This window comes from Pseudooceanicola sediminis, from assembly GCF_003575965.1.
GTDB lineage: Bacteria > Pseudomonadota > Alphaproteobacteria > Rhodobacterales > Rhodobacteraceae > Pseudooceanicola > Pseudooceanicola sediminis.
Window position 1 is genome coordinate 212,640 of the sequence record NZ_QWJJ01000005.1, and the last position, 19,462, is coordinate 232,101.

At 63.9% G+C, this 19,462-nt stretch carries 18 protein-coding genes and 1 tRNA gene; 9 read left to right on the plus strand and 10 right to left on the minus strand.

All coding sequences use genetic code 11. The annotated features are described in order from the left end of the window. Positions 1–428 precede the first annotated feature (428 nt). The 3 genes from DL237_RS07425 to DL237_RS07435 all read right to left on the minus strand — a co-directional run bounded on the left by DL237_RS07425 (position 429) and on the right by DL237_RS07435 (position 3,167). Positions 429–1,799: a glutamate--cysteine ligase gene (locus DL237_RS07425; protein ID WP_119398420.1), complete on the minus strand. Its 1,371-nt coding sequence runs from the start codon at positions 1,797–1,799 to the stop codon at positions 429–431. A gap of 112 nt (positions 1,800–1,911) precedes the next feature. Beyond that, complete coding sequence (locus DL237_RS07430; RefSeq protein WP_119398499.1) at positions 1,912–2,436, minus strand: hypothetical protein; 525 nt, start codon at positions 2,434–2,436, stop codon at positions 1,912–1,914. Beyond that, entirely contained in the window at positions 2,433–3,167 is a 735-nt protein-coding gene (locus tag DL237_RS07435; RefSeq protein ID WP_119398421.1) for a 16S rRNA (uracil(1498)-N(3))-methyltransferase, read from the minus strand. The genes DL237_RS07430 and DL237_RS07435 overlap by 4 nt, the downstream gene beginning before the upstream one ends. Positions 3,168–3,178: 11 nt before the next feature. Between DL237_RS07435 and ubiA the strand changes: the two genes are divergently transcribed. The 3 genes from ubiA to DL237_RS07450 all read left to right on the plus strand — a co-directional run bounded on the left by ubiA (position 3,179) and on the right by DL237_RS07450 (position 6,665). Then, positions 3,179–4,156: a 4-hydroxybenzoate octaprenyltransferase gene (gene ubiA, locus DL237_RS07440; protein ID WP_119398422.1), complete on the plus strand. Its 978-nt coding sequence runs from the start codon at positions 3,179–3,181 to the stop codon at positions 4,154–4,156. 63 nt (positions 4,157–4,219) lie between these two features. Next, positions 4,220–6,274 (plus strand): OmpA family protein, encoded by a 2,055-nt coding sequence (locus tag DL237_RS07445; RefSeq protein WP_119398423.1) that lies wholly within the window; start codon positions 4,220–4,222, stop codon positions 6,272–6,274. Positions 6,275–6,338: 64 nt separating this feature from the next. Then, positions 6,339–6,665, plus strand: coding sequence for a hypothetical protein (locus DL237_RS07450; RefSeq protein WP_119398424.1), 327 nt, complete (start codon positions 6,339–6,341; stop codon positions 6,663–6,665). A gap of 4 nt (positions 6,666–6,669) precedes the next feature. Here the strand turns inward: DL237_RS07450 and DL237_RS07455 are convergent, their stop codons facing one another. The 3 genes from DL237_RS07455 to pgsA are packed head-to-tail and all read right to left on the minus strand — an operon-like array spanning position 6,670 to position 8,056. Then, positions 6,670–7,128, minus strand: a complete 459-nt coding sequence (locus DL237_RS07455) for a molybdenum cofactor biosynthesis protein MoaE (RefSeq protein WP_119398500.1) — start codon at positions 7,126–7,128, stop codon at positions 6,670–6,672. A gap of 20 nt (positions 7,129–7,148) precedes the next feature. Beyond that, positions 7,149–7,394, minus strand: a complete 246-nt coding sequence (gene moaD, locus DL237_RS07460) for a molybdopterin converting factor subunit 1 (RefSeq protein WP_119398425.1) — start codon at positions 7,392–7,394, stop codon at positions 7,149–7,151. Further along, positions 7,394–8,056 carry a CDP-diacylglycerol--glycerol-3-phosphate 3-phosphatidyltransferase gene (gene pgsA / locus DL237_RS07465; protein ID WP_119398426.1) on the minus strand — a complete coding sequence of 221 codons (663 nt, stop codon included), beginning with the start codon at positions 8,054–8,056 and terminating at the stop codon, positions 7,394–7,396. Before pgsA ends, moaD begins: the two co-directional genes overlap by 1 nt. A 500-nt stretch (positions 8,057–8,556) precedes the next feature. On the opposite strand from pgsA, the gene DL237_RS07475 reads away from it, so the two are divergent. The 5 genes from DL237_RS07475 (at position 8,557) to uvrC (ending at position 13,549) form a co-directional block, all read left to right on the plus strand. Next, positions 8,557–9,354, plus strand: a complete 798-nt coding sequence (locus DL237_RS07475; RefSeq protein WP_119398428.1) for a S49 family peptidase — start codon at positions 8,557–8,559, stop codon at positions 9,352–9,354. Position 9,355: 1 nt separating this feature from the next. Then, entirely contained in the window at positions 9,356–9,547 is a 192-nt protein-coding gene (locus DL237_RS20835) for a hypothetical protein (protein WP_119398429.1), read from the plus strand. An 8-nt stretch (positions 9,548–9,555) separates the two neighbouring features. Beyond that, on the plus strand, positions 9,556–10,515 hold the full coding sequence (locus DL237_RS07485; RefSeq protein ID WP_119398430.1) for a calcium/sodium antiporter: 960 nt from the start codon (positions 9,556–9,558) through the stop codon (positions 10,513–10,515). Positions 10,516–10,535: 20 nt separating this feature from the next. After that, positions 10,536–11,354, plus strand: a complete 819-nt coding sequence (locus tag DL237_RS07490; RefSeq protein WP_119398431.1) for an SDR family oxidoreductase — start codon at positions 10,536–10,538, stop codon at positions 11,352–11,354. A gap of 311 nt (positions 11,355–11,665) precedes the next feature. Further along, complete coding sequence (gene uvrC / locus DL237_RS07495; RefSeq protein WP_119398432.1) at positions 11,666–13,549, plus strand: excinuclease ABC subunit UvrC; 1,884 nt, start codon at positions 11,666–11,668, stop codon at positions 13,547–13,549. 130 nt (positions 13,550–13,679) lie between these two features. Here uvrC and DL237_RS07500 read toward each other — a convergent pair whose 3' ends face one another. From DL237_RS07500 to DL237_RS07510, 3 genes are all read right to left on the minus strand, one after another. Further along, positions 13,680–14,441: an ABC transporter permease gene (locus DL237_RS07500; protein ID WP_119398433.1), complete on the minus strand. Its 762-nt coding sequence runs from the start codon at positions 14,439–14,441 to the stop codon at positions 13,680–13,682. Next, positions 14,438–15,385, minus strand: coding sequence for an ABC transporter ATP-binding protein (locus tag DL237_RS07505; RefSeq protein ID WP_119398434.1), 948 nt, complete (start codon positions 15,383–15,385; stop codon positions 14,438–14,440). Before DL237_RS07505 ends, DL237_RS07500 begins: the two co-directional genes overlap by 4 nt. A 302-nt stretch (positions 15,386–15,687) precedes the next feature. Further along, positions 15,688–16,215: a CoxG family protein gene (locus DL237_RS07510; protein WP_119398435.1), complete on the minus strand. Its 528-nt coding sequence runs from the start codon at positions 16,213–16,215 to the stop codon at positions 15,688–15,690. A 245-nt stretch (positions 16,216–16,460) separates the two neighbouring features. Between DL237_RS07510 and DL237_RS07515 the strand changes: the two genes are divergently transcribed. Next, positions 16,461–17,750 (plus strand): sensor histidine kinase, encoded by a 1,290-nt coding sequence (locus DL237_RS07515; protein ID WP_149884338.1) that lies wholly within the window; start codon positions 16,461–16,463, stop codon positions 17,748–17,750. Positions 17,751–19,223: 1,473 nt separating this feature from the next. Here the strand turns inward: DL237_RS07515 and DL237_RS07525 are convergent. Next, positions 19,224–19,300: transfer RNA gene (locus tag DL237_RS07525), tRNA-Arg, on the minus strand. Positions 19,301–19,462 lie beyond the last annotated feature (162 nt).

Below are 19,462 nucleotides of genomic sequence, written 5' to 3' on the forward strand. Positions count from 1 at the left end.
ATGAAATCCCCCGCCAAACGGGGCTGTACGCCAGTGTCAGGACAGTGACGCACAGGGTGGCGATGACGCTGTCGGTATCAGAGAATGGGCAGGGCGGGCAAAAACCGCCGAACAGCCTGAAAACATTCAAAAAGTCACGTCGGTATCCGAACGGTACCTACGTCGGTATCCGGGCGGTGCGATTTTCGCCAGGCCGGGCGCATGACCGCATTGGCCTGGGGCCGTCCGAGCTCTGGGCCGGGACGGCCCCTCACCATGAAAAGACCCACGTCGATAGAATGGGGGAGGTCCGTCTCTGGCCGATGCGCGCCCCCCTTTCCGCCCCGGATCAGATGCCGCGACTGTGACGGTGGCGTTAGCGCAGTTGGGGGGGGCCGGCGGTTGAAGGCGAGGCGAACGCGGGCCGCCCCCCTCCTCCGCTGTCGGTCTCAGTAGCTGTAATCCTTGAACACGCGGGTCACGTTGTGTTTCCACGGCCCGTTGTAGAGATCGAGCAATTCGTCGGCCATTACCTTGCCGGTGTCGACGCTTTCCTTGAGCGCGTTGAGGAAGTGCGTTTCGTCCGGGATCAGGCCACCGGCGCCGGGGCGGGCACGGGCCTTGAGACCGGCATCGGCAATGTCCAGAACCTCGCGCGCGAGGTCGTGCATCGAGATGCCGTCGACATTGGCCTGAAGGCCCTGTTCGGAGGCGGCGATGCGCATCGCGTCACGCTGTGGCGCGGTCCAGCCCTTGACCAGATCCCACGCCGCGTCGAGCGCGCCGTCATCGTACATCAGCCCGACCCAGAAGGCAGGCAGCGCGCAGAGACGGCGCCACGGGCCGCCATCGGCCCCGCGCATTTCGATGAACTTTTTCAGGCGCGCCTCGGGGAACAGCGTCGTCAGGTGATCGGCCCAATCCGACAGGGTCGGCTTTTCGCCCGGCAGCGCGGGCAGTTCGCCCTTGAGGAAATCGCGGAACGACTGGCCCAGCGCATCGATGTACTTGCCATCGCGGTAGACAAAGTACATCGGCACATCGAGGGCGTATTGCACGTAGGATTCAAAACCGAAGCCTTCGTCGAAGACAAAGGGCAACATGCCGGTGCGCGCAGAATCGAGGTTGCGCCAGACAAGGCCACGATAGCTTTTGACGCCATTCGGCCTGCCCTCGAAAAACGGCGAATTGGCGAAGAGGGCATTGGCGAGGGGTTGCAGCGCAAGGGCCACGCGCATTTTCTTGACCATGTCGGGTTCGGACCCGAAGTCGAGGTTGACCTGCACGGTACAGGTGCGGCGCATCATGGTGGTGCCCATGGTGCCGACCTTTTGCATGTAGCTGTCCATCAGCTTGTAGCGGCCCTTGGGCATCAGCGGCATCTCTTCGTGCTGCCAGATCGGGGCGGCGCCGAGGCCGATGAAGCCGACGCCGATTTCGTCCGCGATGGTCTTTACCTCGCGCAGGTGGTCGTTCACCTCGTCGCAGGTCTGGTGAATGGTTTCCAGCGGAGCACCGGAGAGTTCGAGGGCGCCGCCGGGTTCAAGGCTGACGTTGGCGTCGTTCTTGGTCAGGCCGATCAGCTTGCCGCCCTCTTCGACCGGCGCCCAGCCGAAGCGGTCGCGCAGCCCCTGAAGCACGGCAACGATGGAGCGGTCCCCCTCGTAGGGCAGTGGTTTCAGGCTGTCTTTGCAATAGCCGAACTTTTCATGCTCGGTGCCAATGCGCCAGTCTTCGCGGGGCTTGCAGCCCTCTGCCAGGTATTCGGCCAGTTGCTCCTGCCGCTCGATCGGGCCGCCACCGGATTGTGGGATGGACATTGGGGGGATCTCCGCGTCGTTTATGGGTCAAGGGTCACAGGTCTGAAGTACCGGCCCGACCGGGAGGACCCCGGCCCGAGGGACCTAGGTCTGTTCTGAAATGGGGAGCGTGTCAATGGAGCCAGCGCTGGCGGCGTTGCCAGATGACGACAGGCGCGGGCTGCTGCCCGGAAACCGCACGCTGCACCTGGGCGACCAGTTTGGAGGTGCTGATGCCCGGAAGTGCCGCAAAAACATCGAAAAGCCCGTCGGCGCCTTCGGCGTTCAGCGGGATCAGGACATCCGGTTGACCAATTTGTGATAATTTCCAGAGGGGCGGCGTGACGGTGGGGTCGAGCGTCAGGCAGGTGATTTCCGACAGGGCCACCGCACCGCCGGTGAAGGGGCCGAAATAGCCGATCTGGCCTTCGTCGATGCGCACGACGCCGGGGCCGCCTGCCAATGTGCGAAAGCGGCCACGCTGAACCCCCGCGATGGTCATGGCCAGTCCGGCGATCAGGATGACCGCACTGATCCAGAACACCAGGCCGTAGCTGATCAGCATCCACCACAGCCCGACGGCGGCAACGAGCGCGCCCAGCAGCGCCTCGCGCCAGCGGGTGATGGCGCGGCGGGCCTGCGGGCGGACCCCGATCACGACCAATCCCCCAGCGCCGCCTGCCAGAGGGCGAGGGCCGCGACGGCGGCGGTGTCGGCGCGCAGGATGCGGGGGCCGAGTTGGACCGAATGGGCAAAGGGGAGGCTGCGCAGCCGTGTCCGTTCCGCCGGTGAAAAGCCGCCCTCGGGTCCGATGAGGATGGCCCAGGGGCCGCGCGGCGCGCCGGTCAGGCCGTTTTGCGCGGCATCCGTTTCGGCAAGCGCCTCGTCGCAGAACATCAGGCGGCGGTCGTCGGGCCAGTCCGAGAGCAGGCGGTCGAGCCTGGTCAGATCGTCGACCTCGGCCACGTAGGTATTGCCGCATTGTTCCGCCGCCTCGACCGCATGGGCCTGAAGCCGGTCACGGCGGATACGTTCGGCATTGGTGAAATCGGTCTGCACGGGCAGGATGCGGGCCGCCCCCATCTCGGCGGCCTTTTCGACGATGAAGTCGGTGCGGGCCTTCTTGATCGGGGCGAACAGAAGCCAGACGTCGGCAGGCGCGCCCTGCGGCTTAGAGCGGTCGCGGCACAGCAGCACACCGCCGCGCTTGCCTGCCTCGATCACCTCGGCCTGCCATTCGCCGTCGCGACCGTTGAACAGGGCAATGGCCGCGCCCGTCGTCTGCCGCATGACGCCGAAAAGGTAATGCGCCTGGTCCCGGTCGAGCGGAACGGTTTGCCCTTTACCCAAGGGGTGCTCTACACAGAGCCTGATCTTTGCAGTTTCCATGAGGCCTACATATGACCCATCGCCAAGCGACACCAGAGTCCAGCACGTCCGAGGGGCAGGTTGCGGATGCGGTCCGTGGCAACTGGGTCGACCGGCTGGCGCCGCCCGCGACGCGCCCCTATCTGCGCCTGAGCCGTGCCGACCGCCCCATCGGGACGTGGTTGCTGCTGTTGCCGTGCTGGTGGGGGCTGTTTCTGGCCATCGCCGCCGACGGGCAGCCGCGCTGGCAGGACCTGTGGATCTTTGTCGGTTGCGGGCTGGGGGCCTGCCTGATGCGCGGCGCGGGCTGCACGTGGAACGACATCACCGACCGGGAATTCGATGCTGCCGTGGCACGCACACGGTCGCGGCCCATCCCGTCCGGACAGGTCAGCGTGAAACAGGCGGTTGCCTGGATGGCGGCGCAGGCGCTGATCGCCTTTTTCATCCTGCTGACCTTCCCGGTGGCGGCGATCGTGCTGGGGTTCGTGTCGATCCTGCCCGTCGCGATCTATCCGTTTGCCAAACGCTTTACCTGGTGGCCGCAGGTGTTCCTGGGGCTGGCCTTCAACTGGGGCGCGCTGTTGGCCTGGGCGGCCCATGCGGGCAGTCTGAGCGTGGCACCGGTGATCCTGTATGTCGCCGGCATTGCCTGGACGCTGTTCTATGACACCATCTATGCCCACCAGGACAAGGAAGACGACGCGCTGATCGGCGTGAAATCCACCGCCCGCCTGTTCATGGAACGCACGCCACAGTGGCTGGCGCGGTTCCTGATCGCCAGTGTCGCGCTGATGTCGCTGGCCATCCTGGCGGCGCTGCTGCCGGGGGCGTCGCCTCTCGGCATCGTGATCGCGCTGGCGGGGGCCTGGGCCTTTGGCGCGCATATGCTGTGGCAGCTGAAAACCTATGACGACACGGATTTCGACGTGCTTTTGCGGCTGTTCCGGTCCAACCGGGATGCCGGTCTGCTGGCCCTGCCGTTTTTCGCCGTCGCCATTCTGGTCTGATTGCCACGCCCGGTTTCGCCGTCTAGACACTGTGCAACTGTCAACTATCCCGGACCCCGCCTGATGCGTCTGTCCTCGATCCTGATCCTGACCGGATCCTTTCTTGCCGCCGCCGCGGGCAGCCTGGTGGTTGCCGGGTTCGCCGTGGATCTTGTCGAGAGCGCATCGGAAACCGATGTGCGACGGTCGCTGGATCAATCCGAGCTCGGTTGGGCAGAAGTGCGCGCCGACGGCTTGCAGGTACGGCTGAGCGGCATTGCCCCGACCGAAGCCCTGCGGTTTCGCGCAAAGTCGGTTGCCAGTTCCGTGGTCGAGGCCAGCCGGGTGATCGACCATATGCAGGTGCAGGCCAGCACCGGCCTGGCGGCACCGGAGTTTTCCATCGAGATCCTGCGCAACGAGGGCGAAATCTCGTTGATCGGGTTGATCCCGGGCACCACGGACCGCACCGCGCTGGTCGAACGGGTGGCGCGTCTGCGTGGCGTCGACAACGTGTCGGACCTGTTGCAAACGGCGGATTACGCCGTGCCCGCAGGCTGGGAGGCAACCGTATCCTATGCCATCAACGCCCTGCGCACGCTGCCGCATTCCAAGATTTCGCTGTCAGCCGAGCGCGTGTCGATCACGGCGATGAGCGACAGCCCCGAGGCGAAGCGCACGCTGGAGGCCGATCTGCGCCGTCGGGCCGACCCCGACATGCGGCTGATGCTGTCGATCAGCGCACCACGGCCGATCATCGCGCCCTTTACCCTGCGATTCGTCCGCGACGACGAGGGCGCGCGCTTTGACGCCTGTTCCGCCGACACCGAGCGCGCGCGCCGCATGATCCTGGAGGCCGGGCGCACCGCCGGTATGCAGGACCAGGGGCGCTGCGTGATCGGCCTTGGCGTGCCGTCCTCTGACTGGGGTCGTGCGACCTCGATGGCGATCGTGGCCATTGGTGAACTGGGCGGGGGCAGCCTGACCGTGTCGGATGCCGACATCAGCCTGATCGCCGCCGAGGGCACGACGCAGGCCCTGTTCGACCGGGTGATCGGAGAGCTGGAAAACGATCTGCCCGACGTCTATGCGCTGCATGCGGTGCTGCCCGAGGTGCCCGACCAGAAAGCCACGGGAACGCCGGAGTTCACCGCCACGCTGAGCCCCGAGGGGTTGGTGCAGCTGCGCGGGCGGGTCAGCGACGAGGTGATGCGCAACGCGACGGAATCGCTGGCCAAGGCCCGTTTCGGCAGCGACAGCGTCTATGCCGCCGCGCGGCTGGATGAGGGTTTGCCAGAAGGTTGGCCAGTGCGGGTGATGACCGGTCTGGATGCCCTGTCGCATCTGGCGAACGGGTCGGTGACGGTGACCCCGGACACCGTGGACATTCGCGGCAATACCGGCAACCAGGACGCCAGCAACGAGATCGCGCGCATGTTGGGCAGCCGCCTGGGCGAGGGCGCGGATTTTCAGATCAACGTGACCTACCAGGAGAAACTGGACCCCCTTGCCGCCCTGCCGACGCCGCAGGAATGCCTGGCGCAGCTGGTGGCGGTTCAGGCAGACAGCAAGATCAACTTTGAGCCCGGTTCGGCCAATGTGACGGGCGACAGCCGTGGCCTGCTGGACCAGATTGCAGAGGTGTTGAAGACCTGCCCCGATCTGCCGCTGGAAATCGCCGGGTTCACCGACAGCCAGGGCCGCGAAGAGATGAACCTGACGCTGAGCGAAAGCCGGGCGCAGGCGGTTCTGAACGAATTGCGCACGCGGCGCGTGCTGACCGCCAGTTTTACCGCAGAGGGCTTTGGCGAGGCGGACCCGATTGCCGATAACGCCACCGAAGAGGGCCGCGAGGCAAACCGGCGGATCGAGTTCCGTCTGGCGCAGGATGCCGAGCAGGCCGACGCGACGAACGAGACCGGCGCAAACGCGGCGCCCGCCGATGGCATGATCGTCGGAAGCGGCATCGGCGGGGCGAACTTGCTGGAGGACGGCACCGACGTGGACGTGTCGGGCGACGCGGACGTATCTGGCGACGCGGACCAGGAGGAGATGGACGGGTCGGGCGACGAGATCGGGGACGAATCCGGTGATGACGTGACCGGCACCGACGCCGGAGAGGACCTGCCCGAAGACTGAGGGTCGGCGCGGCGAAATATCAATTCCCCATGGCGCAATGCCGTGGGTCACAGGGGACTGACAGGTGAACAGAACGGAATTTATCATCGCCACGGCGATCATCCTGTTCGTGGCATTCTGCATGGGCTGGTTTTCGTACTGGCTGATCCATCGTTTCACCCGCGTGTCGAAATCGGACATGGGCGAGCTGGAGAAGATGGCGCAGGAACTGCACGACGCAGAGGAAACCCGCGACCAGGCGATCACCTATTACCAACAGCGCGAGGCCGATCTGTCGACGCAGCTGAACCAGAGCGATGCCGAGCTGGCCGCCGCGATGGAGGGCCTGCGCGAGGCCCGGCAGGAGGCAGAGGAACTGCGCGCCTACATCGAGCGTATCCACCAGAAATAGCGTGTCAGCGCCAGCGTGACAGCGCGTCCTCGTCACTGTCCTTGGCCGCGACCCACGCCGCGCCATCGGCGGTGAATTCCTTTTTCCAGAAGGGCGCGCGGCTCTTGAGGTAATCCATCAGGAAATCAGCGGCGAGAAAGGCGTCGGCGCGATGCGCCGAGGCGGTGGCGACCATCATGATCGGTTGCTCGGGCGTCAGCGCACCGAAGCGATGCAGGATCAGCACCGGCCCGAGGGACCAGCGAGAGGACGCCTGTTGCGCGATGTCGTGCAGCGCCTTTTCGGTCATGCCGGGATAATGTTCGATCACCATGCGCGACAGGCCGCCGGTCGCCCCGGGCAGATCGCGCACCAGCCCGGTAAAGCTGATGACCGCCCCTGCCCCGGCCCGCGCCGCATGGGGGGTGAATTGCGACAGCAGCGCACCGGGATCGAAGGCGGCGTCCTGGACGCGGATATCGATTTCAGGCGCGGCCATCGCCATCAGCCCCCCGTCATCGGCGGGAAAAAGGCGACCTCTCGTACGCCGCCAAGCGGTGCATCGAAATCAGACAGTTCCTGATCGACGGCGACGCGCAGCGCGCTCAGATCGGAAAAGGCCAGGGCATAGCGATCTTCGCGGGCGCTGAGTTCCCGCACCAGGTCCATCACGGTGGCGGCAGACGTGTCGACACGCTCCTTTGGCAGGCCGATGCGTTCGCGCACCCATGCAAAATACAGAACGTCCATCATTCGTCCTTCAGATGCGGGCGCGCCTTGAGAAAGTAGTCCGCGCCGGTGATCAGTGTCAGCGTCGCGGCGATCCAGATCAGCGCGAGGCCACCCCAGGTCGCCCATGTGTTCAGCAGCATGAGCATCCGCAGGTTGAGATCATCCGGCTGGGTGCCCGCCAGGATGCCGTCCATCGATTCGGTGTCGAGGCCGAACATGGCATTGCCGAGATGATGTTCGGCAATACCCTGGGCAAGCAACACCACGATGGCAACCATCTGGGTCGTGGTTTTCCACTTGGCAAGCCTGGTCACCTTGAGCAACCCGGCGGTTTCCCCAAGGTATTCGCGCAGGCCCGAGACAAAGACCTCTCGGAACAGGATCGCGGCCGCAGGCAGGATCAGCAGGTCGGACAGCGGCGAGACATGCGCCAGGACCATCAGCGCGATCACGACCATCGCCTTGTCCGCGATGGGATCGAGCATGGTGCCGAGCTTGCTGACCTGGTTGAGGTTTCGCGCGAGGTAGCCATCGAACCAGTCGGTCGCGGAGGCAAGGATGAAGATGATCACCGCCCACCAATCCGCGAAGGGACGGGGCAGCAACAGAAAGCACAGAGCGATGCCGGGCGCGCAAAGCAGCCGCAGGATCGTCAGTAAGTTGGGCAGTGTCAGAGTCATGATCCCTCTCCTATCCTTCCTTGCGACGCCGGGAAAGCGGGATTCAAGGGCTTGCCTGATCAACCAACCGGCGCGGGACATTGTTCCGGGTCGATTGCGGCGGATTTCGCCCCCCCCTCGGCGCACCAAGGGCGGCGGACAGCATTCGGGAGGCGATGCGCAGGCCGATCGCCATGCCGATGCGACGTCGTTCCGGGTGCGGGATCAGGCCGGCGACATGCCGCTCCATGCCCTACCTCCAGGGGCACCGAATGACGATGGCGCGCAAGCCGGTGATGCGGTGTCGGTGCCTGCGGCATGACACGCCGACCGCAGCGATGGCCGCCCCACGATGCCCCCAAAGGCCGGGGCATGTGCGCGCCTTGCCCTCAGGGCCAACCGTGCCAGTGGTGCCACCTGCGCCGTCGGTGTGCCGTTTTCCCGCGGGTGGCCGACGTTTTTACCACGGCACTCACCCGGTTGCCTTGCCTGCGGAGGGGCTGGCGCTTACATCCAACATCATGAGCAGATGGAACCCCCTTAAGAAGCGGCCGCCGATGGTGGCCGTGATCGCCCTAGGCGGCATGATTTCCGCAGGCCCGCGCGGCCCGCTGAGCGACGAGGCGCTGGCCCCCGTCATCGAAAAGGCATTCCGGCGCGGCAAACCAGTGGCTGTGGCGCTAAAGATCAATTCGCCGGGCGGATCGCCAGTGCAATCGTCGCTGATTGCCGCCCGCATCCGCCGTCTGGCAGATGAAAAGCAGATCCCCGTCTATGCCTTTGTCGAGGACGTTGCCGCGTCGGGCGGGTACTGGCTGGCCTGTGCGGCAGACGAGATTCTGGCCGACGAGGGGTCGATCCTGGGATCGATCGGGGTGATTTCCGCCGGATTTGGCGCGCATGTCTTTCTGGCGCGGCAAGGGATCGAGCGGCGCGTCTACACGGCGGGCGAAAGCAAGAGCATGCTGGACCCGTTTCGCCCCGAAAGCGAAGAGGATGTCGCCCGCCTGAAAACCCTTCTGGAGGATATCCACGGCACCTTCATTTCCTACGTCAAGGCGCGGCGGGGCGCGGCGCTGAAGCCCGATGAAGAGATGTTCACCGGCAAGGTGTGGCTGGGCCGCAAGGCGGTCGAGCGGGGCCTGATCGACGGCATCGGTCACCTGGTGCCGGTAATGAAGGACCGGTTCGGCGACAAGATACGGTTTCGCACCTACGGCAAGAAACGCGGATTGATCAGCCGCCTTGGCGCATCGGTGCTGAGCGACGGCCTGAGCGCGGTTGAAGAACGGGCGGCCTACGCCCGTTTCGGTCTGTGACGTGGTCGTAAAGGTTGTCATCCTGTTTCTGGTCGGCATGGGCGTCATGGCGATGTTCGGCAAGCTGACGCTGCCGGGGCAGAAAAAGCCGGGCGCGCGCAAGCCCGGACAGGTCAGCGGTAAAAAGTGCCCAACGTGCGGGCGGTACATGATCGGCAAGGGCCCCTGTGCCTGTCGATCCAAAAAGGGATAATCCCGCGAATGCTTCCTTGGCTATTGGCCGTTCTGGGCCTTGTGATCCTGCTGCTGGCCGGTGACGCGTTGGTGCGCGGCGCGGTGAACCTGTCGCTGCGCATGGGCATCCCGGCGCTGATCGTCAGCCTGACGGTCGTGGCGTTTGGCACCTCGGCGCCGGAATTGCTGATCTCGATCTCGGCCGTTCTGGACAACAAGCCCGGGCTGGCCCTTGGCAACGTGGTGGGGTCGAACACGGCGAACATCCTGCTGGTTCTGGGCGTTCCGGCGTTGCTTGCCACGATGCACACCAGCGAACACGACAGCCGCAAAAGCTATGTCACGATGATCGTCGCGACGCTGGTGTTCATCGGGCTGGCGTTGCGTGGCACGCTGGATCTGACGGCGGGGCTGATCATGCTGGCGATGCTGGCGCTGATCCTGGCCGATCAGGGGCGTGACGTGATCCGTCACAAGCGCGATGCCGACAGTGCCCCCTGCGCCCTGCCCGAGGGCGAGGTCGAGGGCGCGGACCCCGCGATGCGCTGGTGGAAGGTGATCCTGTTCCTGGTCATCGGGCTGGTCGGTCTGCCGCTGGGGGCGCAACTGCTGGTCACCAACGCCTCGATCATCGCGCGCGACTACGGCGTCAGCGAAACCGTGATCGGCTTGACGCTGGTCGCGGTGGGGACGTCCCTGCCCGAGCTGGCGACGACGGTGATGGCGGCCCTGCGCAAGCAGGCCGACGTGGCGCTTGGCAACGTGATCGGGTCGAACATGTTCAACCTGCTGGGCATCATCGGCGTCACCACCCTGATCGGGCGCATCCCGGTCGATATCCCCGAGTTGCAATTCGACTTTGCGGTGATGCTGGCCAGCTCTCTGCTGCTGGTGCCCTTCGTTTTCTTTCGCCGGGATATCACGCGCGTGGTCGGGGGTATTCTGATCCTGTTGTACGCCTGCTATATCGGCGCTGTGCTGATCTGATCGCCGGAAAAGGAAGCCCCATGAGCGACGCCCCCCCCCCCCTGCAAGAGACCGCCGCCGCCCCCCGCGCCCTGGTGACCGGAGCCGCAAAACGCCTGGGCCGCGCCATGGCGCTGACGCTGGCCGAGCACGGACATGACGTGGCGGTGCATTACGGCGGGTCGGCCGACGCGGCAGAGGAGCTGTGCGACACCATCCGCGCCATGGGCCGCCGCGCCGTGGCCGTGCAGGCCGACCTGACCCGGGAAGCCGAGGTGCAGACGCTGGTCGCGCGCGCCGCAGAAGGTCTGGGAGGGCCGCTGACCTGCCTGGTCAACAACGCCTCGGTGTTCGAGTACGACAACATCGAGAGCGCCAGCCGCGCCACCTGGGACATGCACATGGAGGCCAACCTGCGCGCCCCCCTCGTGCTGACGCAGGCCTTTGCCGCCCAGGCCCCCGCACCGCTGCGTGACCGGCGGAACGAGCCGAAGGCGCAGGCGCTGGTGCTGAACATGCTGGACCAGCGCGTGCGCAAGCTGACGCCGGAATTCATCAGTTACACCGTATCGAAAATGGGTCTGTGGGCGCTGACGCAAACCACGGCACGCGCCCTGGCACCCGCCGTCCGGGTCAATGCGATCGGCCCCGGTCCGACCTTGCAGGGGGCCCGCCAGAGCCCAGAGCATTTCAGCGCACAGCGCGACAACACGGTGCTGCACCGCGGCTCCAACCCGGAGGATATCAGCGCGGCACTGATGTATTTCCTCACCGCGCACGGGGTCACGGGCCAGCTGCTGTGCACCGATGGCGGTCAGCACCTCGCATGGCAAACACCCGATGTTCAGGGCGTGGAATAGCCGAAAACATTTGACTTTTGCACGCCTGCGCAAACCGTCACCAAACCGTTACCAAATCATTAATGTTTTCAGACCCTTGGCAGCGTCAAATAATTTAACAAAGCAATTCCAACACCTTACATTTGCGCCTAATTTTTAATCAGGTCAAGGAAGGGGCCTTGAAACAACGATTTTTTCGCGTTCACCCATGAGTACCCCCAGACTTATCCACAGAATAGGGGGAAACCTTTACTCTTGTGCCACCTGCGGGAAATTTGCAGTGAAGCCCGAGAATCGCAAGTGCCCGAAACTGCCGCTGCGTAAGGAAAACGATGTCTGACGAGTCCCGAGCCAAGCCCCCCCCTGAGCGCGCGCCCTATGGGCACGAGATCATCCAGGGTTACCTGGCGACCCTGGACAGCTCGCCCGGGGTCTACCGCATGCTGGATGCCGAAAGCCGCGTGCTTTATGTCGGCAAGGCCCGCAACCTGCGTGCCCGTGTTTCAAACTATGCGCGCCCCACCGGACACTCGGCGCGGATCGCGCGCATGATCCGCGAAACCGCCAGCATGATGTTCCTGACGACCCGGACCGAGACCGAGGCGCTGCTGCTGGAACAGAACCTGATCAAGCAGCTCAAGCCGCGCTACAACGTGCTGCTGCGCGACGACAAGAGCTTTCCGAACATCCTCGTGGCAAAAGACCATGCCTATCCGCAGATCCGCAAGCACCGTGGCGCCAAGACCTCAAAAGGGGCCTACTACGGCCCCTTCGCCAGCGCCGGCGCGGTGAACCGGACGCTGAACCAGTTGCAGAAGGTGTTCCTGCTGCGAAATTGCACGGACTCGATGTTCGAGGGACGCTCGCGCCCCTGCCTGCTGTATCAGATCAAGCGATGCTCGGCCCCCTGCGTCGGCTACATCAGCGAAGAGGATTATGCCGCCAGCGTGTCGGATGCCGAGAAGTTCCTGCAAGGGCGCACCACCGGCGTGCAGGAGAAACTCGCCGCCGAAATGGCGGCCGCCAGCGACGCGATGGAGTTCGAGCGTGCAGCGGCGATGCGCGACCGCATCCGCGCCCTGACCCAGGTCCAGAGCGCGCAAGGCATCAACCCACGTGTCACGGGCGAGGCCGATGTCGTGGCGCTGCACCTGGAGGGCGGCCAGGCCTGCGTGCAGGTCTTCTTCATCCGGGCGCATCAGAACTGGGGCAACCAGGATTTCTATCCCCGCGTTGGGGCCGATATCGACGAAGCCGAGGTGCTGGAGGCCTTTCTGGGCCAGTTCTACGACCAGAAGGAGCCACCCCGGCAGATCCTGCTGAGCCATGCCATCGAAAACGAGGACCTGATGACCGAGGCCCTAAGCGAAAAGGCCGGTCGCAAGGTGGAACTGCTGGTGCCGCAACGCGGGGAAAAGGCGGAACTGATCGAAGGGGCGGCGCGCAATGCCCGCGAAAGTCTTGGCCGCAAGATGGCCGAAAGCGCCACCCAGACGAAGCTGCTCAAGGGAGTGGCCGACGCCTTTGGCCTGCCCGAGATGCCCAACCGGATCGAAGTCTACGACAACTCGCATATTCAGGGCACCAATGCGGTGGGTGGCATGATCGTGGCCGGCCCCGATGGCTTCATGAAGAACCAGTACCGCAAATACAACATCCGCGGTGACGAACTGACCCCCGGCGACGATTTCGGCATGATGAAGGAAGTCCTGAAACGTCGCCTGAAACGCCTGCAAAAGGAAGATCCGGAAAAGGACAAGGGCCTCTGGCCCGACCTGCTGCTGATCGACGGTGGCGCCGGGCAAGTCTCGGCGGTTCAGCAGATCCTGGACGAGATGGGTGTGCCGGACCTTCCCATGGTGGGCGTCGCAAAGGGTGTCGATCGTGACCACGGCAAGGAAGAATTCCACCGCCCCGGAACACGGCCCTTTGCCCTGCGCATGAACGACCCTGTGCTCTACTTCATCCAACGCCTGCGCGACGAAGCCCACCGCTGGGCTATCGGGACGCACCGCGCAAAGCGGTCAAAGCAGATATCCGCAAACCCGCTGGACGACGTGCCAGGTGTCGGATCGACCCGCAAACGCGCCCTGCTGGCCCATTTCGGCAGTGCCAAGGCCGTCGCGCGCGCCAATTTGTCAGATCTCAAGGCCGTCGATGGTGTCTCGGACAGCCTGGCGGAAACGATATACGACTATTTCCACGCCTCAACGTGACATCCAACTGGGGATGCCTCCGGCGGGGGTATTTTCGGCCAGATGATAAAGAGCCCCGGCTCCCTCGTCATCTGGCCGGAAGTACCCCGGGGGAGCGCCGTCAGGCGCGGGGGCAGCGCCCCCCCTGCGATCAGTCGCGCAGACGCCAGCCAGTTCTGAAAATCCACCACACGATGGTCAGGCAAACGAAGAAGAAGAAGGCGATTGCCCCGAGGCTCAGTCCGATGGAGACGTCGGAGACGCCGAAGAAGGCCCAGCGGAACCCCGAGATCAGGTAGAGGACAGGATTGAACATCGTCACTGTCTGCCAGAAGGGCGGCAGCATCGTGACCGAGTAGAAGGAACCGCCGAGGAAAACCAGCGGCGTGACGATCAGCAGCGGCACCAATTGCAATTGTTCAAAGTTCCTGGCCCAGATACCGATGATGAAGCCCATCAGCGAGAAACTGAGGCACGTCAAAACTAGGAAGGCAATCATCGCCAATGGATGTTGAATTGTCAGGTCGACGAAAAGCGCCGCCGTGCCCAGGATCACCAGTCCGATGAAAAGCGCCTTGGTTGCGGCGGCGCCGACAAAGCCCAGCACGATTTCCAGGAAGTTCACGGGCGCCGAGAGCAATTCGAAGATGGTGCCGATGAACTTTGGAAAATAGATTCCGAACGACGCGTTCGAAATCGACTGCATGATGACCGACAGCATGATCAGCCCCGGGACGATGAAGGCACCGTATTGCACGCCCTCGACCTCCTGGATGCGCGACCCGATTGCGGCACCGAAGACCACGAAATAGAGCGACGTCGAAATCACCGGCGAAATGAAACTTTGCCCAATCGTGCGAAAGAAGCGCGCCATTTCAGATTTGTAGATGGATTTTACGGCCAGCAGGTTCATGCCTTTGCCTCCCCTTGCGTACGACTGTCGGCGACGAGATCGACGAAGATCTCTTCGAGCGAGCTTTGACGGGTCTGCACGTCACGCAACACGATGCCGGCCTCGTTCAGGGACCGCATCAATCCGGCAATGCCGGTGCGGTCGGCGTGTGTATCGTAGGAATAGACGAGCGTCTGCCCTTCGTCCGCCAGCTCGATCTCATAGTCGGCCAGTTCGGCAGGCAGGCTTGTCAGTGGCTCGCGCAGCTCGATACGCAGTTCCTTGCGGCCGAACCGGCGCATGAGATCCTGCGTCGGTTCGACCATGAGGATCTGGCCATTGCGGATCACGCCCACGCGGTCAGCCATTGCCTCGGCTTCCTCGATATAGTGGGTCGTGAGGATGATGGTGACGCCTTCGGACTTCAGCTGAGCGACGGTTTCCCACATGTCCTTGCGCAGACCGACGTCGACGCCAGCGGTGGGTTCGTCCAGGAAGAGGACCCTCGGTTCATGTGCCAGGGCCTTGGCGATCAGCACCCGACGCTTCATCCCGCCTGAGAGTTCGCGCACCCGCGCGCGGCGCTTGTCCCAGAGCGACAGGCGTTTGAGGATGCTTTCGACCAGGGCCTCGTCGCGCGGCTTGCCGAAAAGCCCGCGGGAAAAGTGCAGGTTGTCCTCGACCATGCTGAACGGTTCGAGATTGATCTCTTGCGGAACGAGCCCGATCATGGCGCGCGCCTTGCGGTAGTCGCGCTGAATGTCATGTCCACCGACGCTCGCCGTCCCCGACGTCGGCTCGGTTATGCCGCAGATCGTCGAGATCAACGTCGTCTTGCCTGCCCCGTTCGGACCGAGCAGGGCGATGATTTCTCCGGTTTCTATATCGAGCGCTATGCCCTTGAGGGCTTCGAACCCGCCCTCATAGGTTTTCTTCAGGTCACGGACCTGCAGGATCGCAGCCATTGTCATCCCCTACCGCTGTGTCAATTTCCCCAATAAGGGATCGAATACGCACATAGGACGGAACGTGAGCAGTTTCATTGTGCCATTTCACACAACCGTGCCTGCCTTGGTGCGAAAACCGATTTGCGGGCGCTGTCGCTGGGCCTGTCCCTGGGCCTGGGCGACCTGCGGCGGATGAGAGGGCCGATCGAAGCCGCCAGGACTGGCGGGCCGGCGGATCCTGCACCCGCGAGCGCGTGGAGCAGGCGGATCGACAGGAAACGACCCTGCGCGCCAAGCGGTGAGGCCAGCCCTGCGCCGGTTCAGCTGCCCCGGATGCGGCTGAGCCACCCCTTCTTTTCCGCGACGGATGCCTCTTCTGCCTCGGCAGGTGCGGTGTCGCCATCCCGCGGCGCTTCGAGCACCTCCTGGAAACGCGTGAAGAACTGGTCGGCCATCTTCTTGGCAAAGCCGTCGATGATGCGGCTGCCGAGTTGTGCGAGCTTGCCTCCGACCTTGGCCTCGACGTCGTAGAACAACTCCGTCCCGTCGGCGTGATCTTCCAGGCGCACCGCCGCGCCGCCCTTGGCGAACCCTGCGGCGCCCCCCTTGCCTTCGCCCGAAAGGGTCAGCTTTTCGTTCAGCACCAGATCGGAGACGACGACGGCCCCCTTGAACGTGGCCTTTACCGGACCAACCTTCTGCACGACCGTCGCCTCGAAGCCCTCTTCCGGCGTTCCGGTGACATCCTGGGCACCGGGCACGCATTCCTGCAACACCTGCGGTGACAGGAGCGCGGCAAAAACGGTTTCTCGGGGGGCGCGGATGACACGGCTGTCGCTCATTTCCATGGTGGGGTCCTATGGCTCGGGTTCATTTGGGCCCGGAGGCATCCGGGGTCGCCGGCGACGCTAGACCATCGGTGCGACCGGGCCAAGTGCGCCTTTGGTGCGGGGGCCTGGTTGGCCCTGGGTCTCGGACAGGCAGGTGCCACTTCGCGCGCCCGATGCCCCCCCCCCCCGGAGGACAGGCCGTGCGAGGTGCATTCCGAACCGCAGGTCAGGCACGTTCACCTTCTGATAACCCCGCGCGGCATATGACTTGGGCGGCGCCCTGCCCTCTGGCGGACAGCGAGGATGGAAATGACGGGTTTCAGAGCGAACCGACAGACCCTGACCGGGCCGCACAGCGCCGCTGGTGCGGGGAGCCTGCGGCCCTGCCCCGCGCGGATGCCGGGGCCGCGCTGATGCCGACGCGGGTGCTGCTGATCGATACGAACGGAGACGACCGGCAGCGTTTGCAGCAGCTGATCCGCGCGACCGACCCCGATGTGCAGATCTTGCAGGCAGACACGGCCGAGACGGCGCTGAGCGCACATGCTGAGGGACTGGACGTCATTTTCCTGGACGACCAGGTGCCGCAGGGCGATGTCACCCGCGCAATTGACGCCTTGCTGGGCAAACACCCCAAGTGCGCCATCATCCTGACCATGGACGCGGGCCGCGAGGACCTGGCGAAATCAGCCATCATGCAGGGTGCGGTCGACTATATTGCAAAGGCCAACCTGACCGAGGGAGCGGTGCGACGGATCATCAAGGTGGGCCGGGAAACCGCGTTGATGCGATGGAAAATCGAACAGCAACGGCGCGACCTGACCACCTTTGCCAATGTTCTGGTACATGATTTCAGGGCACCGATCGTGCAGGTGTCCTGCATGGCCGAGCTGCTGTCGGAGAGCCTGCGCGAAGGAGATACGGAAGCGGCACAGCAAGAGCTGGCGATGTTGCAGAAGTCAGCGCGCCAGATGGCAGAGCTGGTCGACAGCCTGTCTGCCCTGATCCAGACCGACAGGCAGCCGCGCATCGAAAAGGTGACGGCAGACGATCTGAGCGATCGGGCGATGACGGCGCTGCGGCGTACGATCGTGCAGGCGGATGCGCATGTCGAGGTTACCCCCGGCCCCTATGATATCGCCTGTAGCCCGCCGCAGATCGCGCAACTGATCCAGAACCTTGTGGCCAATGCGATCAAGTTTGCCATCGGGGTGCGGCCGCATGTCCGCCTGAACGTGGCCCCCGACGGTGCCGACCACCTGTTGTTCAGCGTCAGCGACAATGGGATCGGGGTGCCTGACAGCTTTCGTGAGGCGATGTTCGAGCCGTTTCGCCGTTTGCATCCAACCGATACGATACCCGGTTCGGGATTGGGGCTGGCGACCTGCAAACGGATCGTCGAACACCACGGCGGCACGATCTGGTGCAGCGCGCCTGACAGCAACGCCCCCGACGGCCCGAACCCGGGCACGACGATCTGGTTCAGGTTACCGCGCAACCTGGGAACGGAGGAGCAGTGCAAGCCTGGCCGAACGCTGATCGCTGATCGCTGATCGGGCTGAAAATCGGAATTTCGAAGCGGTGCGGCGCAGGCTGTCCGTTCGGGGCCAGCTTTTCGAAACGCCAATCCAAAGCAGGGCCGACGGGTCGAACCGATGCCGGCCCGACGGTTGCCGTGGCGACGGGTTCGATGAAGTGAGGATTGCGAGGCGCGCCACCGTCCAGCACATCGCAGCCGAGATCGCCGACGGGGACCTCTGCGAACAATTTCGCCTCGGCGTGGGCGCTGCGCGCCAGGATATGCGGCGCGCGGGGAATTGCCCGGCAAAGGGATGCGTCGTGCCGCCCCGGTGTCCCTGACATGCAGCAGATGCTCAGGTGAGACCGAGGGCAGCGCCTTACCCACACTGTGTCCGTGCGCAAAAAGCGGCGGGGCCACGGGGTGGGAAGGCAAGTGTCTGCCACCCGGCAAGATCCGGTCATAACATTCATGACCTAGGTGTTCAGCGCAGACAAGATGCCGTCGTGCAATGTCCGCAAGACACGACTGGCGATTGCCGAAAAGGCAAACACGGATGCGGCGTTGGCGGCGCGGCTATGCCTTTTCGCGACCGCCGCCCCTTCACGGGTCCTCGGCTTTGCGTCGAAAGCTCGATTGCGGCCAGGTGCACACCGGTCATGACCTCAGCCTGCCTGGTGCGTCTATTCCCGCAAGGCATCCAACACGACCTGAAACGCGCAGCAGCGTCGTTGGCGGCTGCGGTAGGAGAGGTGAAAGCAGGGGAAATAGGGACCGAAATTCGCAAGACAGGTTCGGAGCTGCCGCTTTCCCTCAGCAAAACGCGTGGCGTCAGGACAAAATGGGCAAACGAGGAAACCGAGGGGCCGTGCGCCGCAGGGCGCGCCTCGGTCCGGTCATCACGCCTCTCGAATGGCAAAGATGGCGTTCGGGACAAGAATGGCTGATCGATCAATTCTCTCCGACAGATGCTCGCAAGGCGGACGTCTTTCGGGTGGTGGATCGGTTCGATGGGGTTTCGACCTTCGGCGTGTCAGGACGAGAGGAAATGTGCAGAAGATCGACCTGCCCTGAGGTGAACCCTTGCTGATCGCGGATACACTTCGATGGGGTTTCGACCTTCGGCATGTTGCGACGAAGGGTAGTAGCGGGCGCTTAACCGCAGCTAATGCTTTGCTTGGCCTCGGAAATGTTCTCATTCGACAGTTCGGCGTCGTCGGGCTGCATGAAAACGCGCCCCCTGCCCCGACCTTTGCGCGTGTTGGCACAGGGACCAGTCCGATGGGGCCAGACCGGCCAGCCCCCTTACCTTCCCCGCTCAATCCTCTTGTTCAACGAAGTCGCGCCCGCCTATCCGAGGCGAGAAGAAAACCATCTCGCATGGAAGTTTTGACCCGTAGCAGCACTCCGCTGACAACGAAAACTGTAGCGGGATGCAGAGATTTAAGCGCAGAATCAGCCGGAAGACTGAAATGCCTGCTCTGCTGGATGTCTTAAAGTGGGAGAATGGTGCACCGAGGAGGATTCGAACCCCCGACCCCTTGATTCGTAGTCAAGTACTCTATCCAGCTGAGCTATCGGTGCGTTGCGCGGCATTTAGCCCGTAGGTTTCGGCGATGCAAGGACAAAAAATGAAAATTCTGCGACGCGAAGACCGCCGCCGCCATCGGGCCCTTGCTGTGTTGGGTTTGTACAAAAATTCCGCACCAGAGAATATCGAAGAAAATGCCGGGCGCCAGGTCGGCG